The 14,132-nt window shown below is 68.3% G+C and carries 13 protein-coding genes and 2 pseudogenes; 9 read left to right on the top strand and 6 right to left on the bottom strand.

Translation table 11 applies throughout. The features are described 5' to 3' along the window. Nucleotides 1–385 precede the first annotated feature (385 nt). The 4 genes and pseudogenes from ACFYW5_RS37170 to ACFYW5_RS37155 form a co-directional block, all read left to right on the top strand. Nucleotides 386–544: pseudogene (locus ACFYW5_RS37170) on the top strand (hypothetical protein); the annotation flags it as partial. Nucleotides 545–565: 21 nt separating this feature from the next. After that, a complete protein-coding gene (locus ACFYW5_RS37165) occupies nucleotides 566–1,159 on the top strand; it encodes a transposase (protein ID WP_389421570.1) in 594 nt (197 codons plus the stop codon). A 144-nt stretch (nucleotides 1,160–1,303) separates the two neighbouring features. Then, nucleotides 1,304–1,867, top strand: a complete 564-nt coding sequence (locus tag ACFYW5_RS37160) for a hypothetical protein (RefSeq protein ID WP_389421569.1) — start codon at nucleotides 1,304–1,306, stop codon at nucleotides 1,865–1,867. Nucleotides 1,868–2,316: 449 nt separating this feature from the next. Continuing rightward, the gene (locus ACFYW5_RS37155) at nucleotides 2,317–3,528 is read left to right on the top strand and encodes an IS110 family transposase (RefSeq protein WP_389421568.1); all 1,212 of its coding nucleotides are present in this window, start codon (nucleotides 2,317–2,319) and stop codon (nucleotides 3,526–3,528) included. 175 nt (nucleotides 3,529–3,703) lie between these two features. On the opposite strand, the gene ACFYW5_RS37150 is transcribed toward ACFYW5_RS37155, so the two are convergent. The 4 genes and pseudogenes from ACFYW5_RS37150 to ACFYW5_RS37135 form a co-directional block, all read right to left on the bottom strand. Further along, nucleotides 3,704–5,041, bottom strand: coding sequence for an MFS transporter (locus ACFYW5_RS37150; protein ID WP_389421567.1), 1,338 nt, complete (start codon nucleotides 5,039–5,041; stop codon nucleotides 3,704–3,706). Next, nucleotides 5,038–5,703: an ArsR/SmtB family transcription factor gene (locus ACFYW5_RS37145; RefSeq protein WP_389421566.1), complete on the bottom strand. Its 666-nt coding sequence runs from the start codon at nucleotides 5,701–5,703 to the stop codon at nucleotides 5,038–5,040. The genes ACFYW5_RS37150 and ACFYW5_RS37145 overlap by 4 nt, the downstream gene beginning before the upstream one ends. Before the next feature lie 454 nt (nucleotides 5,704–6,157). Next, a pseudogene (locus tag ACFYW5_RS37140) lies at nucleotides 6,158–6,486 on the bottom strand (DUF6207 family protein). Then, nucleotides 6,404–7,390, bottom strand: a complete 987-nt coding sequence (locus tag ACFYW5_RS37135) for a helix-turn-helix transcriptional regulator (RefSeq protein WP_389421565.1) — start codon at nucleotides 7,388–7,390, stop codon at nucleotides 6,404–6,406. Before ACFYW5_RS37135 ends, ACFYW5_RS37140 begins: the two are co-directional and overlap by 83 nt. A 215-nt stretch (nucleotides 7,391–7,605) precedes the next feature. On the opposite strand from ACFYW5_RS37135, the gene ACFYW5_RS37130 reads away from it, so the two are divergent. The 4 genes from ACFYW5_RS37130 (at nucleotide 7,606) to ACFYW5_RS37115 (ending at nucleotide 10,807) form a co-directional block, all read left to right on the top strand. Next, the gene (locus ACFYW5_RS37130) at nucleotides 7,606–8,292 is read left to right on the top strand and encodes an alpha/beta fold hydrolase (RefSeq protein ID WP_389421564.1); all 687 of its coding nucleotides are present in this window, start codon (nucleotides 7,606–7,608) and stop codon (nucleotides 8,290–8,292) included. Nucleotides 8,293–8,712: 420 nt separating this feature from the next. Continuing rightward, nucleotides 8,713–9,417 (top strand): hypothetical protein, encoded by a 705-nt coding sequence (locus tag ACFYW5_RS37125; RefSeq protein ID WP_389421563.1) that lies wholly within the window; start codon nucleotides 8,713–8,715, stop codon nucleotides 9,415–9,417. An 824-nt stretch (nucleotides 9,418–10,241) separates the two neighbouring features. Beyond that, nucleotides 10,242–10,454, top strand: coding sequence for a hypothetical protein (locus ACFYW5_RS37120; protein ID WP_389421562.1), 213 nt, complete (start codon nucleotides 10,242–10,244; stop codon nucleotides 10,452–10,454). A gap of 188 nt (nucleotides 10,455–10,642) precedes the next feature. After that, nucleotides 10,643–10,807: a hypothetical protein gene (locus ACFYW5_RS37115; protein ID WP_389421561.1), complete on the top strand. Its 165-nt coding sequence runs from the start codon at nucleotides 10,643–10,645 to the stop codon at nucleotides 10,805–10,807. A 420-nt stretch (nucleotides 10,808–11,227) separates the two neighbouring features. Here ACFYW5_RS37115 and ACFYW5_RS37110 read toward each other — a convergent pair whose 3' ends face one another. After that, complete coding sequence (locus ACFYW5_RS37110; RefSeq protein ID WP_389421560.1) at nucleotides 11,228–12,700, bottom strand: FAD-dependent monooxygenase; 1,473 nt, start codon at nucleotides 12,698–12,700, stop codon at nucleotides 11,228–11,230. A 160-nt stretch (nucleotides 12,701–12,860) separates the two neighbouring features. Here ACFYW5_RS37110 and ACFYW5_RS37105 point away from each other — a divergent pair, with 160 nt between their 5' ends. Continuing rightward, nucleotides 12,861–13,082 (top strand): helix-turn-helix domain-containing protein, encoded by a 222-nt coding sequence (locus ACFYW5_RS37105; RefSeq protein WP_389421559.1) that lies wholly within the window; start codon nucleotides 12,861–12,863, stop codon nucleotides 13,080–13,082. Nucleotides 13,083–13,510: 428 nt separating this feature from the next. On the opposite strand, the gene ACFYW5_RS37100 is transcribed toward ACFYW5_RS37105, so the two are convergent. Then, nucleotides 13,511–13,780, bottom strand: a complete 270-nt coding sequence (locus tag ACFYW5_RS37100) for a recombinase family protein (protein WP_389421558.1) — start codon at nucleotides 13,778–13,780, stop codon at nucleotides 13,511–13,513. Nucleotides 13,781–14,132: the final 352 nt, after the last annotated feature.

The following is a 14,132-nucleotide window of genomic DNA, read 5'->3' as shown; positions in this document are numbered from 1 at the left end:
AACGGCCGCTGAACGCGCCGTCTACGCCCACGACCGTGACCACAGACCCGGTTCCGCCGCATTCAGCCGAGCCACCACCCGGCTGGTGAAACCGCGCACAGCTGGCTCCGCCAGGGCCGTCACACCGAACAGACATAGCGCCGCCTGCAAGCGCGACCGGATCCCTGTCCATCGCCGCCGACTGGCTAGCCCTGCCTGAGATTGCACGCTGGCGTGCTGTGCAAGGGCACCGAGCGGGCCGTGAAGAGGATGTGTGGGGCTTGTGGCGACGGCTGAGGGTGGGTTTCGGGACCTGACGCTGTATTTGTGTTTAGCCACCGTGCGCCGGTGACACTCCGTCACAGGTAGCGGCAGTCTCGGCGAGTGTGATGACCTCGTACGAACTGTGTCTCCGCACCTGGATGCGGTGCGGGCGGAAAGGGTGTGGTCGGCATGCGGCGTAGTCCGTATCGCTGCCCGTACCCGCGAGTTGACGGTGGCGTGTCCGGATTGCGGTCGGGAGTCGGCGCGGGTGCACAGCCGATATTCCCGCACGCTGGCCGGCGTCGCTCTTGGTGGCCGCCCAGTGCTGATCGGCCTGACGGTGAGGTGGTTGTTTTGCGACAGTCCGAGCTGTGGCCGGCGGACGTTTTCCGAGCAGGTGGAAGGGCTGACGGTGCGCTACCAGCGGCGCAGTCCCCTGCTTCAGCATCTGGTGGAGATGGCCGGGGTGCTGCTCGCCGGCCGTGGCGGAGCCCGGCTCCTGCATATCTTGAAGGCGCCGCTGTCACGGACGAGTGTGCTGTTCCAACTGATGCGTATACGGCTACCGTCGGTCGCAACACCGCGGGTGCTGGGCGTGGACGACTTCGCCCAGTACGCCGACGTCTACGGCACGCTGCTGGTGGATGCCGACACGCGGCTGCCGATTGAGTTGTGGGCCGGGCACGATGCCGGGCAGCTGGCCGCCTGGCTGCGCAGGTATCCCAGTGTCGAGGTGGTGTGCCGGGACGGCTCGCTCACCTACCGGCAGGGCATCACTGACGGCGCCCCGGACGCGGTGCAGGTCAGCGACCGTTTTCACCTCTGGCAGGGACTGTCGAAGAGGGTCTCGGACATCGCCGCAGCCCACCGCGGCTGCCTGTCCGCCGCAGTCCCTGAATCCGAACCGGTGGCGTAACCACCGTCGGCGGAACTGTCCGAGGCGGCCGATACTCCAGTCCGCCGCCACGCCAAGCGGCTGTTCGAGGCGGTGCGCGCGGTCTCCGACTCCGCCCGCTCGCTCAGCGCGATAGCCCGTGAGCTGGGCCCGAACCGGCGCACCGTGGCGAAGTACGCCCGCGCGGCTTCCTGGCAGGACTGCGTACGGCGCACTCCGCCGCGCCGGTCCACGAGCCTCGACCCGTATCTCGAGTACTTGCGTCAACGCTGGGAGGAGGGCCAGCACACCGCGACGGTCCTACACCAAGAGATCCTCGCCAAGGGCTACTGCGGCCACTACCAGAGAGTCAAGATGGCCATCGCGCCGCTACGCCGAGGGCTGCCGATTGACACGCCGCGCGAACGGCCGCCCTCGCCCCGCCAGGCCGCCCGCTGGATCACCACCGAGCCATCCCGGCGCGGCCTGCACGCCGACGAGTCACTCAAGCGGATCCTCGATCGCTGCCCGGAACTGGATCGCACCCACGACCCGGTGCGTCAGTTCGCCGCCATGCTTGACACCCGAGACGGTTCCGGGCTGACCGATTGGCTCGAACACCTCGCACCCTCTCGCCTCCCGGCCTTGGCCAGTCTGGCCAAGGCTCTCCGCGAGGACCAGCCCGCGGTCGTGCAGGGCATCACCACCCGTTCAACTCCGGCGTCAATTAAGGCCGCATCACCGATCTGAAGCTGCAGAAACGGATCATGGCAGGACGCGCGGGGGTCCCGCTCCTCCGCCACCGCGTCATCCTCATGGTCCTGCTCCGGCGACGCTACCCGTGACGGAGCGTCACCGGCGCACGGTGGCACACTCCCGCTTCACGGAAATCTTGCCAGGAACGCGTATCGCTGCGCTGATCACCTCAAGTGCGGGCAAGTAGAGTTGGATGTCCCGGCGACACCGATGGCTCTGCGATGCCGGTGAGCTCGTTTGCCAGGATGGTGCGGGGGTCAGCCGAGGGGACCACGGTTTGTCGCCATGGCGGCATCTGCCGTCCGGGAGCACGCGTGTCAGACTCCGAGTCTTCCCTTGACTCCTCCGGGACAGCCGTCGAGCGGGGTGGGCGCGGCTGTCGGGAGCGGGCGATGAATCGGCAGGAAGTGAAGGACGAGGTCATCCATCTGCGGTCCGCGGGAGTGGACCTGGGCAAGCGGTTCCTGCTGGCCTGCGTGCGCACGCCCAGCACGAAGCGGTCGGGGGTCTGGAGTCTGGAGACGGAGCGGTTCGGGACCACGCGGTCGGAAGTCCGCCGGCTGTTGACCTGGCTAGCGGAGCGTGAAGTAGAGGTGGTGGTCATGGAGGCCACCGCCGACTACTGGCGCGGTGTCTACTACGTTCTGCAGCCCCATCTCAACCTGATGCTGGTCAACCCCGCGCACCTTAAGGGTATTCGGGGCCGCAAGGGCGACCCCAGCGACGCGGCCTTCCTCGCCCGGGCCGGCGCGTCCGGGATGGTGATGGCCTCGTTCGTCCCCGAGCGTGCGGTCCGGGAACTGCGGGATCTGACCCGCAGGCGTACCGAGCTCGTGCGGGCCGCGGGCTGGGAGGTTCAGCGGCTGGAGAAGGAGCTGGAGGACACCGGTATGAAACTCACCTCGGTGCTGACCGACGTCACAGGTGTGAGTGGCCGGGCAATCCTGGAGGCCCTCGTCGCTGGGGAACGTGACCCCGGTCAGCTGGCGGGCCTCGCCGTCGGCAGGGCCCGAGCGAAGATCCCAGCCGTCGTTGAGGCTCTGGACGGCGACTTCACCGACCACCATGCCTTCATGGTCCGCCACTACCTCGACGAGATCGACCGCTTCAAGAGCGCCGTCACCGTGTTCGACGCCCGGATCGCCGGCCTTCTGGCCGAGCGGGAGCACGAGCTGGACCTTCTCGACTCGATCCCGGGAATCGGCCGGATGGCAGCAGAGATCATCCTGGCCGAGACCGGAGGGGACATGAACCAGTTCCCGACCGCCGGACACCTCGCGTCGTGGATCGGTGTCTGTCCTGGGCAGAACGAGTCCGCGGGAGTGAGCAAGTCGGGCACGACCCGACCAGGCAACAGCAACCTTAAACGGCTGCTCGGCGTCGCTGCCATGGCCGCGATCAGGAACAAGGACACCTACCTCGCCGCCTACTTCCGGCGCATTTCCGCACGCCGGGGAGGCAAACGCGCCGTGGTCGCGGTCATGCACAAACTCGCCATCGCGATCTGGCACGTCCTGCACGACGATGTCCCCTACCGTGATCTTGGCGCCGACTACTTCACCAAGCGTGACCCCGAACGTGCCATGCGCCGCATGATCAAGGAAGCGAACAGCCTCGGAATGACCGTCCGCTTCGAACCCATCACAACGTCCTGACCTCGCAGTCGCTTGCATCTTTCGTGTCAGGGCCACATTCGCGTGTACGCCGTCACTTCACCGCTTGGTCCAAGGTTGCTCAGGGCTCTTCCGGGCGGAGAACATCTCGGCGGGGAACGCAGGTTCCTCGGAGGCGCAGCCGAAGATCGATGTCGTACACCCTCCCTCCGGGAGGTCATGTCGCTATATTCGCGCTGTCTTGTGAGGTGTCCTCCTTGGATCGCGGCTTCAGGACTCCTCGCTCACGCGTACGGTCTATCTCCCGCCATTCCGGCCGCAGTCCGGCCAGATTCGTGGTGAGGAAGTACGCGGCGGCACAGGTGAGCAGCACCGGCACGAGTCCGACAGCGGTCACCGCCGCCCCGGCGAGCAGCCCGCCGAGAGGGATACCGGCCCAGGCCAGCGAGTCACCGAGGGCGTTGACCCGGCCCAGCATCCGGCGCGGTACCCGCTCGACGAGGACGGCTCCCAGCACTGGGTTGACGAAGCCGGCACCGAACCCACTGACCGCGAAGACGGCCAGTACTGCTCCCAGCGGGGCATCGAAGGTGAGGATCAGGAACCTCGGTGCCCCGAGCAGCAGGAACCCGGTAAGAACCACCACTCGCCGCCGCAGCCGGTGCGCGACCACCGCGGCGATGAGGCTCCCGCCGACCGCCGCGGCTCCCATGACGCTGCCCATCAGGCCGATCGAGGTCGGCCCGTTGCCGGACTCCCTGGCCCAGACGGGTATGAGCACCGAGGTGATCGCCGCGTCGAGCAGGTTGGTGATGCCGACCATGACGATGACGGTGAGCAGCAGTGGCTCGCCGCGCAGGAAGGTGAAGCCTTCGCCGAGCCGCCGCCAGTAGCCCGGTCCCGTCTCCCCGGCCGGCAAGGGGGCTTCCACGCCTGCGTGCCCCATGCCGCGAGGCAGCGCGAGTTTGATGATCACCGATCCAAGGGCGAAGCAGCCCGCGTTGACGGCCAGCCCCGTCAGGGGACCGAGCACCGCCACTAGGGATCCGCCGGCCGCCAGGCCGACGGTGGAGGCGAGCCGCTCGGTCACACCGGCCAGACCGGTAGCCCGCTCCAGCGGCACCCGGCCGCGCTCGGCCGCTTCCGGGACCATCACCTCCTTGGCCAGGTCGCCGGGTCCCCGGGTCGCGCCGATCAGCGCGACCAGAACCAGCAGAAGAGGAAAGGACAGCAGGTCCAGGGCGTGGAGCAGGGGAACCGCGGCGGCGGCGGTCGCGCTGGCCAGATCGGTGGTCCAGGAAACGGCCCGCGGGCCGATCCGGTCCACCAGCGGTCCGGTGAACGCCTTGACCACCACGTAGGGAGTCATCTCGCAGAAGGCGACCAGTCCGGTCTGGGTGGCGCTGCCGGTTGTGACGAGGACGAACCAGGGCAGTGCCACAACGGAGATCCGCGTGCCGGTCAGAGACACGGCCATGGCCGCCAGTACCCCGCCCAGCGGGCGTAAGGACCTCTTGCCGGGTATGCCGCCGGCCTCCGAGGCGTCGTCGGTCATGACGTCGGGCTTCCTTCCTCTTCCTGAGGGCCGGAAGGGAGCGGCGACGCGGCAGGCGCATCCAGTTCGGGCAGGATCTGCGTGATCACGGCGACCCGTTCGGCGCGCTCCGGGGCACTTGCGGCCGTCTCTGGCGTGTCGCGTCGGTAGCGCGCGATGACTTCCGTCAACTCCCGGTACAGGGCCACGGCTTCCTCGGGCGTGAGCCGCAAGGCCCAGTCGCTCATGTCGAAGGTGTTCCGCCATGCGCGTGGCATCGTCTGAAGCCCGTTCAGGGTCTGCTGCGTGCGCAGGGTGTAGATGGCGGCGACGGATTGCTGGTAGGCCAGTGTGGCCTCGGGCTCCCGCTCGGCCAGCTCCGGATCGTTGAAGCAGGTCGTCCGGTGCACCGAACGCCACCAGCGTTCTCGCGCGTTGCCGCGTTCGGTGTCCTCCTCGACGAAACCAGCCGCGCCGAGCTGCCGGAGGTGGTAGCTGGCCGTCCCGGAATTCACGCCCAGCCGCTGCGCGAGGCGGGTGGCGGTCGACGGGCCGTACTTCCGCAGCAGCCCGACCAACTGCACGCGCACCGGATGCGCGAGGGCTCGCAGCCCCTTGGCATCCAGGACAACCGCGTCCTCTTCAACGTTCGGGCCAGCCGGCCTCTCCACTGCATCAGCCATGCGGCACACAGTAGTCTGCAAAGAGTTCTTCGCAAAGAAGTCTTCGCGAAGAGATCTTTGCAGTTCTCACTCGCCGTCGAGACACCACCGCCCCTTTACCGACCTGTTGATGAGCAAGATCGCTCAGGAAGGGCTCGCGCCCGGATCGGTTGCGCCCTCAGGAGGGGAAGGTGCGGCTGATGCCCCGCAACCCCGCCTACAAGCCGATCCCCGATGACCAGGCTCAGATCCTCGGCAAGGTCGTCGGCGTCCTGCGCGTGCTCTGAGGCGCCGGAAAACCCTTGGAGCTCCACTTCCCCGTCACGTACCGGCGCATCTTCGTCCGACGCCTACAGTTCCAGGAGGACGTACGGACGATCCTTCAGCGCGCCAGGACCGGGTGACGGGTGACGGGTGACGGGTGTGGTGAGGGTGAGTGGAGCGGGCCTCCAGAGGTGGCGGACCACTCCTCACTTCAGGGCGGAGCGCCCGAGCGCGTCGTACTCGGCGGGCTGGGGAGTGGTTGCCGAAGACGGGCGTACAAGCGGAGACCTACGCCCGTTTGCCCCGGGTCACGTGTCGTGCGCTTGGCTGGCGCGGCCCCCACTCGCGGGCGACGGCGTCCTGGAAGGCAAACACGGTCGGGTCGTCGGCGCCCGCGACATCGATGACGAGCAAGGCGGCTTGGCTACGTGCGTTTCTCGGATCGGTTCCTCGTCCTTCAAGGATCCAGCCCGCCGAAATCAGGTGAAGAAGGGGCCACGGCGGTGGTGAAACGCGCTGCGAGTGCCACGACCGCGGCACGCAGTTCGTCTCCGCCCTCGACGCGGAAAGCGAACGGCAGACTCGCCAGCCATTCCTGCGCGTACATGGTCGGGTTGCGGGTGCTGCCGATGAGAACACATCCATCCCCCAAGGGTTCAAGGCGTCCCATGGGCGGTCGGACCCGGGGGGCCACCTCGGTCAGGGGGAGGTCGAACACGACGCGGGTGGAGAACTCCCATCCCAGGCCCAGGTTTTCCTCCAGTACCGCCACCGGGTCGAGGCCTGCGGGTGGTTCGAAGTCGTGCTCGGTCCGCCGGACCGCGCGGATCCGGTCGACCCGGTAGGTGCGGATTGCGTTTGCGCGGTGGGAGTGGCACAGCAGGTACCAGCGCCCGTAGCGGACGACGAGAGACCAGGGGTCTACCTGCGCCTCCCACTCATTGCCGACCTCGCTGCGGTACGTGACCACCACGCGGCGGCGGGCCGCGACGGCACCCACGAGTTCGCTGGTGACGGCCGGATCCGGGCGGGCGGAGCACGGGTCCGGTGCGGCCGAGGCGTACTCCCGCAGCATGGCCGCTTGGTGGCCGACGCTTTCCGGTAGCGCCTTGACGACCTTGCCCAGGGCGGTGCCGACCAGGTCTTCGGCGCCGGCCTCGCTCGGCTGGCCGCTGAGTACGGCCATCACCAGGCCGAGGGCCTCGGCCTGCGTGAAATGCACAGGGGGCAGCCTCGTCCCGCGCCCCAGTCGGTATCCGCCGTGCGGTCCCCGGGCCGACTCCACGGGGACGCCGGCCTCTCGGAGTATCCCGACGTATCGGCGCGCGGCTCGCTCCGTGACGCCCAGCCGTAGGGCAAGTTCACCGGCCGTCGTACCGGGGCGGGTCTGGAGGATCTCCAGGGCGCGCAGTGCTCGCGCGGTGGGGCTGAGATCGTTCGGCACGACAGCAGGCTAATCGGCTGCTCTGAGCTCCAGGGGCGAAGGGCTCCGCGGGATGTGCCGGCCCGGTGGGGCGAGGGTGGCCGGGACGGGTTCCAGAGGTTGCTGTCACCGACCTCTACCCAGGGCGCTTGGGCGGTCGCCAGACAAACCGGCAGGGGATTGTCCGGAACTCCTTCTACGGTGGCTTCCGTGAAGCAGAAGAAGGGGAACTGACCATGAACATCCTGCTCATCGGCGGTCTGTGGCTGAACGGGTCGGTATGGGACCGCGTCGTCTGCGCGCTGGAGGCGCTGGGCCATCGCCCGGTGCCGCTTACTCTCCCGGGCCAGGGGGACGGCTCCGTATCCGCCACGCTCGAGGACCAGGTGGAGGCGGTGCTCGCTGCTGTGGACGCGGCGCCCGGCAAGCCCATGGTGGTGGGGCATTCCGCCGCCTGCACGCTGGCTTGGCTGGCCGCCGACCGGCGGCCGGGGCGGCTGGCCAAGGTTTGCCTCATCGGCGGCTTCCCGTCCACCAACGGCCAGCTGTACGCCGATTTCTTTAAGGTGCGGGGCGGCGTCATGCCTTTCCCGGGATGGGACCCGTTCGAAGGGCCAGACGCCGCCGACCTCGACGACGAGGCCAGGCGAGAGCTGGCGGCTGCTGCGATCCCCGTGCCCCAGGGCGTGGCCAAGGGCGTGGTGCGTCTGGCGGACGACCGGCGGTTCGACGTCCCGGTCGTGGTCGTGTGCCCGGAGTTCACGCCCGCGCAGGCTCAGGAGTGGATCAACGCTGGGGACGTTCCGGAACTCGCCCGAGCCCAGCACGTCGACTTTGCGGATATCGACTCGGGCCACTGGCCCATGGTGACCAAGCCTGCCGAGCTGGCCCGGATCCTGGCTGCAGCAGCCGACGCGGCCTGACGGGGGTGACTGCTGGGCAACCGATTCAGGTGTGGCCAACAGAGAACGGCGACCAACTCCGAGCCGAGTACGGCCCCAAGTCGCTGTGTTCGTGAACTGTGGGCCTACGCCGGTGACGGGGTGGGCCCACAGCCTTACCCGCCGGGCACTGGCCCGGCCTGCTTCCCGGACTACGCCACGGGCGAGGTCATGCGGAGCACGACGATCCCCGGCCCGCTCCGACACCGGACCTACGCGGAACTGGTCGGCGGGCCGCTGGACGGCCTGCTGCTGGACATCCATGGGTGGCGGAGCGGGTGGTGATGCCGGAGGGCAGTGTTCCATGGAGCATTGGAACTCCCGGGACTGACGCGGGGCGAATACCCCGCTCCATATGGCCGACCCCCTGTACCCCCTGGCCCCGACGAAGACCTTCCCGAATTGGGGACCTACAACGCCATCGGCATGATGCTGCTGCATAACTCCCGTGCCGATGGGAGCGGAGGGTTCCTCGCCACCTGCTGGTTCATGGTCATCCTGCCGGTCGTCCCGCTCAGTCGGTACTACGTGCGGCAAACCGGGTACAGCGATCAGAGCGGACTCTTCTCCACCAGGACGACCACCAGCTACGACATCGTCGGCAGGTCCCGGGTCCGCTGGATCGAGGTCGTCCGGACCTACCTGGTCTGGTGGATCGTCATGCCGGCCGCCTTCGTCGGGCCTATCGTCGTCGCCGTGGGCCAGGAGGACGAGAACGCCGGACTCTACGGAATGTTCGTCTCCGTCGGGCTCGTTTTCCTGCTGCTCACCTTGGTCTTCTTCTACGGGAAGTACTGGAGACCCGTCCGCGAAGTCCGCTGGGCCGAAGCCGAAGCCGAAGCCGAAACGGGCGGGAGGGACGGCCGAAGCCGGCAGGGGCTCGCCTCGATGCTGCAGATCGCCGTTCTCATGGGGCTGCTCGGCTTCTTCGTGGGGGTCGGGATCCTCTTCACCGCGATGGCCATGGGCGAGCTCCCGACACTCCTCGACCCCGAGCCGAACCCGTACGCCAATACGCTGCTCCACCCTGCGACCCTGCTGGCCGGACTGCCCGCGCTGACGGGCATGGTCACTCTCGCCGTACTCACGAGTCGCCGCCGGCGCTGAGTTTGGGGCGGGCCCACCTGCCCGCCCCAAACTCACCTGTTTCTCCACGCCAGCGCTGATCAGCGCCTGCACAGTGCCGCACGGCCGGGAGGATCCTGTGCGACTTCCGGTCCCTGGGGCTCCCCGAGCCCGGGGAACCCGCCGCCGGGGCTCCCGCCGACGTTCACCATCCGGCGGGGGATCGACGTCCCGGCTGGAGGTGTCCGTGACGGCCAGAACCGAGACCTGCCCCCAGGGGTGCTACGACAACTCTACGACGCGCTGCCGAGCTTGGGAGGCCTCGACAGCCACCTGCCGGCCGCCGTCGAGGTCCTCATGCACACCGGCCGCAGACCCAACGAGACCATCCGCCTCGGCCACGACTGCCTCGCCACCGACGACGACAGCAAGTTCGTCCTCCTCTTCACCGACGCAAGAACAATCGCGAAGATCAGCGGCTCCCGATCACCAACACCACCGCCGCCATCCTGCGCTAGCAGCAACGCCTCGTCCGCAACCGCTACCCCGAAACCTCCACCCCCGCGCTGAAGCTGCGGCACGCAACCGCACCCCCGAGGGCACCCGCAGCATGACCGAGGCCGGCATCGGCACCGCCCACCGTAAGGGGGTCAACCAACTCCCGCCGCTGTTGCTGCACGACGGCAGCGAGTTCGACAAGGCCGCGGGGTGCTCTACGCCTACCACCACAGCTACGCGCAACGTCACGCCGACGCCGGCACCCCGCCCGACGTCCTGCGCGACTTCTCTCCCACGAGCACATCGCCACCACCCAGACCTACTACCGCGTCACTGAGAAACGCCTCCGCACCGCCAGCGACAAGGTCGTGACCTGCCAGTTCGACCGCCACGGCAACCGCGTCTGGCCCGCCGCGAAGGCCCTGTTCGACCACGAGCACGCCCGAGTGCGCGTCGGCAGCATCGCCGTCCCCTTCGGGACCTGCAGCGAACCCTCCTCACTGAACGCACCGAAGAACTGGAGGCTGCCCGCGCAGCCAGCCGTGAGCTCAGGACAGCTCAACCGGCAGAACCCCTCGTGACCGACACCTGTCGCTGACGACACGCAGCCCGAAAACCCGAGCTCACCTCGACGTTCCTCAACGTGGTCCAGAAGCACCCCGAGGAAACTGTCCGTGTTCCACCTGCACGGCCACCTCGTTACCCGCACCGCCGGCGACGGTCTCGCCCTCCCCTGGACCCACCCCACCCGCGGACAGGAGCCCGCCCGATGAAGCGACTCTTTTGCCGCTGCGGCCACGCGCCCGGCGCCCTCAGCCCCGAGGACCAGGCCGCCGTCGACCAGTTCCGCGCACTGCTCGCCGCCCTGGGTGACTTGCAGCCCTGGACCCCGGCCAATGCCAGGACCTCGCCGTCCGGGTCGGCCCGTTCGTAGAGCGTGCTCGCCCGCGCCCGGATGACGACCACGGACCCGACATCATCGCCGTCGCCCTGCAACACCCCAGTGGCTCGTACACGCCCTACGGCGAGCGGTACCGGAAACCGGGCTGGCTGCGCTGCGAGACGACCACGATCCTCGGTGCGTGGAATCCGGCCTACGCGCCGCTCACCCACGCCGCAGCCGGCCTGGACCTCCCCGACGATGTCGTTCGTAGTCGCTCGGTGTTGCGCCGACCGCATCGAGACCGACCTGCCTTCCGCCTCCCGCTTCACCTATAAGCGCCGTCCTGAGTACCACTCGACGCGATCAGTCACCTGCTGCACGCGGGCGCTTCCTGGCGTCCACGGACAGCAGCCGGCGCAGGACCAGCATCACATCAGCCCTCTGCCCACGGGAGACACCTCTCCAGCGTGATCAGCAGTGCTGACCGAACCAAGTGTGCAGGAGGACCGCGAGATCCTCGCTCGCGGACGTCCAGGCGATGTAGCCGTCGGGGCGGACGAGCAGGGCGTCCCGGGACAGGGGACGCTGTCCGTGCACCTGGACCGTCCGGAGCAGGTGGGCCCAGCCCTGTGCCACCGACGCATGGTGCTGCCCCGACTCGGCGTGGTACAGCATCAGCGGGCGCCCCGCACGCAGCAGCTCCGTGACGTCCTCGACGCCGTGGTCCGTCTTGAAGAGCTGGTTGGGCAGGAACCGGCCGGTCCACGCGCAGGCGCTGTCCCGGCCGGCGGAGCAAACGGTCTCCTGCGCGCTCAGGGCACCACCGATGAGCGCGTTGACCTCGTCGAAGGGCAGGATGCGCGCGAACAGTTCGCGCAGGGGGTCGAGTTGGGGCGCGGGGCGCATCAGGGCCAGCTGCGCACGGGTGTTGCGCACGACCTGTTCGACGACGGGGCGGCGCTCAAGGTCGTAGGTGTCGAGCAGCTGGTCGCCCGCGCCCGTGCGCACCGCATACGCGAGCTTCCAGGCGAGGTTGAAACCGTCGGCGATCCCCGTGCTCAGGCCCTGACCTCCGATGGGGAAGTGGATGTGCGCGGCGTCTCCGGCCAGGAAGACGCGACCGAGGCGGAAGTCGCGCGCGACCTGGGTGTAATCGCTGAATCTGCTCAGGAACAGGGCCTCGGTCATCGGCACGTCGCGTCCGAGGATACGGCGGACCTCGGTCCGTAGCTCGTCGAGTGTGGGCCGGGCGCGCCAGTCGGCGGGCTCATCGAAGTTCAGTGTGCGGATCACCCCGGTTCCGTCGGACTCGGTCCGGCACACCATCCAACCGCGGGGGGTGCGTTGCCAGCCACGCGGCGCGGTGTCCGGGGCCGCGAACCGGACCTGCCCCATCAGCGCGGAGACGGTTGCCGCGCTGGTGTCCGTAGCGAAGCCCGCCTGCTCGCGCACCCGGCTGGCGCTACCGTCGGCTCCCACCAGGTAGAGCGCCGAGAAAGACTGGGTGCCGTGCGGTGTGTTGGCCACAACCCGCACCCCGTCTGGGTCGTGTGAGACCCGCGTGACCTCGTGGGAGCGCAGCACCGTGACTCCGTGCGCCAACGCGCGCTGTTCAAGCGCATGTTCAAGTTCCGCCTGCGCGAGTTTGAGGATGGGGGTCGGCTCGCCCTCGGGGGCGGCGATCCGCAGGCCCTGTATCCCGGCGAAGTGGAACGGCTGCGGAGCCGCGTCCGCCACGCCCGTCACCGCGTCCAGATAGCCGCGCCTGGCCAGACTCTGCACGGCGCGGGCGTGCAGGGTATTGGCCTTCGGGCGGTCCGAGACCGCCGCCCGAGTCTCCAGGACGAGCACCTTCGTGCCCAGCAGCCCGAGTTCGGTGGCGACGAGCATCCCGACGGGGCCGCCGCCCACCACGACCACCTCGGCGTCAACAACCTGCGGCATGCCACCCCCCGATCGGTGCGTCACATGCTACTGACTTCGGCTCGTCAGGGTGAGCTTTCTTGAAGTCCCTGCTGGGCCTGGGGGTAGTGGCTGTATTCCATGGTGTGTGAGGTACGCGGATGGGGGCGGGCTGACCCCTCCGGGACGTCAGCGCCGGGAGATGGTGCGGATGCAGGCGGCCGAGCTGTTCGAGCAGAAGATCAAGCCGCCCGAGGTGGCACGGCGCCTGCGGGTGCGTCCGAAGTCGGCGTACCAGTGGCATCAGTTGTGGCTGGACGGTGGCGTGCAGGCGCTGGCCTCCTGTGGCCCGAGTGGATCGCGATGCCGGCTGTCCCCGCGCTGTCTGGGGAAGCTGGCCGCATACCGCGATGAGCACCGGTGAGGACGTTGTCGTCCCTCTGCGCCGCGCAACCTGAACCGCTCCAGGAACCAGACGTGTGCGTGAGGTCAATGAGCACCGATCCCAGGATCGGTGCTCATTGACCTCACATACATGAGCTTCCCGTCTTCAAGCCCGGATGAAGTCGCTGGGCCCCCGACTCAGCCTGCCTCCGACGGTGTCGACCGCTTTGCCTGACGAAGGTGGTCTCGCAGCGGTGCGCACAGCTGGGGCAGTGGAATGCGAGCGCCCAGAGCATTGAGGAACTCCGGGACGTTCCACGTGATCAGAGCGCCCTGCCGGGAAGGGCAGAGGTCGCCCCGGTCGATGCCGTACGCGTTGTCGTAGTCGAGCAGCAGGTATCCGGCGAGCTGCTGTACGGCAGAACGATGGATGGATGGTGTGGGGGCGCGTGGTGGCTTGGCAGTCGATCAGCAGCCCACCGACGATGAAGTCTGCATCCCGCCCAAGTCGGCGCTCGCGAGGCGGAACATCTCGGAGATGTGCACGATGTCGCCCGGCCGCGCGTAGGTGAGCAGTTCGTGGAACTTCGGGCGCTGGAGCGGGTGGAGGCGGCTGGAGGTGCCCGGGTCCTCCTCGAAGACGACCGGGTCCTCGATCCCGGCTTTCTCCAGGACGAGGTCCTGCCGGGCGGTGGACTGCTGGTCCGTCGAGACCCGCTTGTAGACCGGGTTCGCCACCCGGGGCCCCTTCCGTACGGAGGATCGGACCCTATTTGTCGTCAAACCCTGTCAGCAATCACCATCGGATCTGATTAAACTCGAGCCGCCACGAACCCCCGTATTGCACGGGTTCATTGGAGGCGTCAGCTGCCTGTCGTAAAACGATCGTTTGACGACAGTGGGATGCTGGGAGCCCACCTGATGGCTCGGGTCGTTGTGAGTGGTAGCAGGCTGAGGTCGAGGGCCAGATGGCCTCGCGGCAAGTGCGCGCACCACTAGGGCGTGTTGCGAAAGTCGATCTTGGTCGTGAATGATCACTTGTCGTGGGGCGTGGTGATCTGACGAACGACCAGTGGGCCCGGCTTGAGCC

Origin of the sequence: Streptomyces sp. NPDC002779 (assembly GCF_042888685.1) — a bacterium.
In the GTDB taxonomy this organism is placed as follows: domain Bacteria; phylum Actinomycetota; class Actinomycetes; order Streptomycetales; family Streptomycetaceae; genus Streptomyces.
This window is presented reverse-complemented; position numbering and strand designations above follow the sequence as displayed.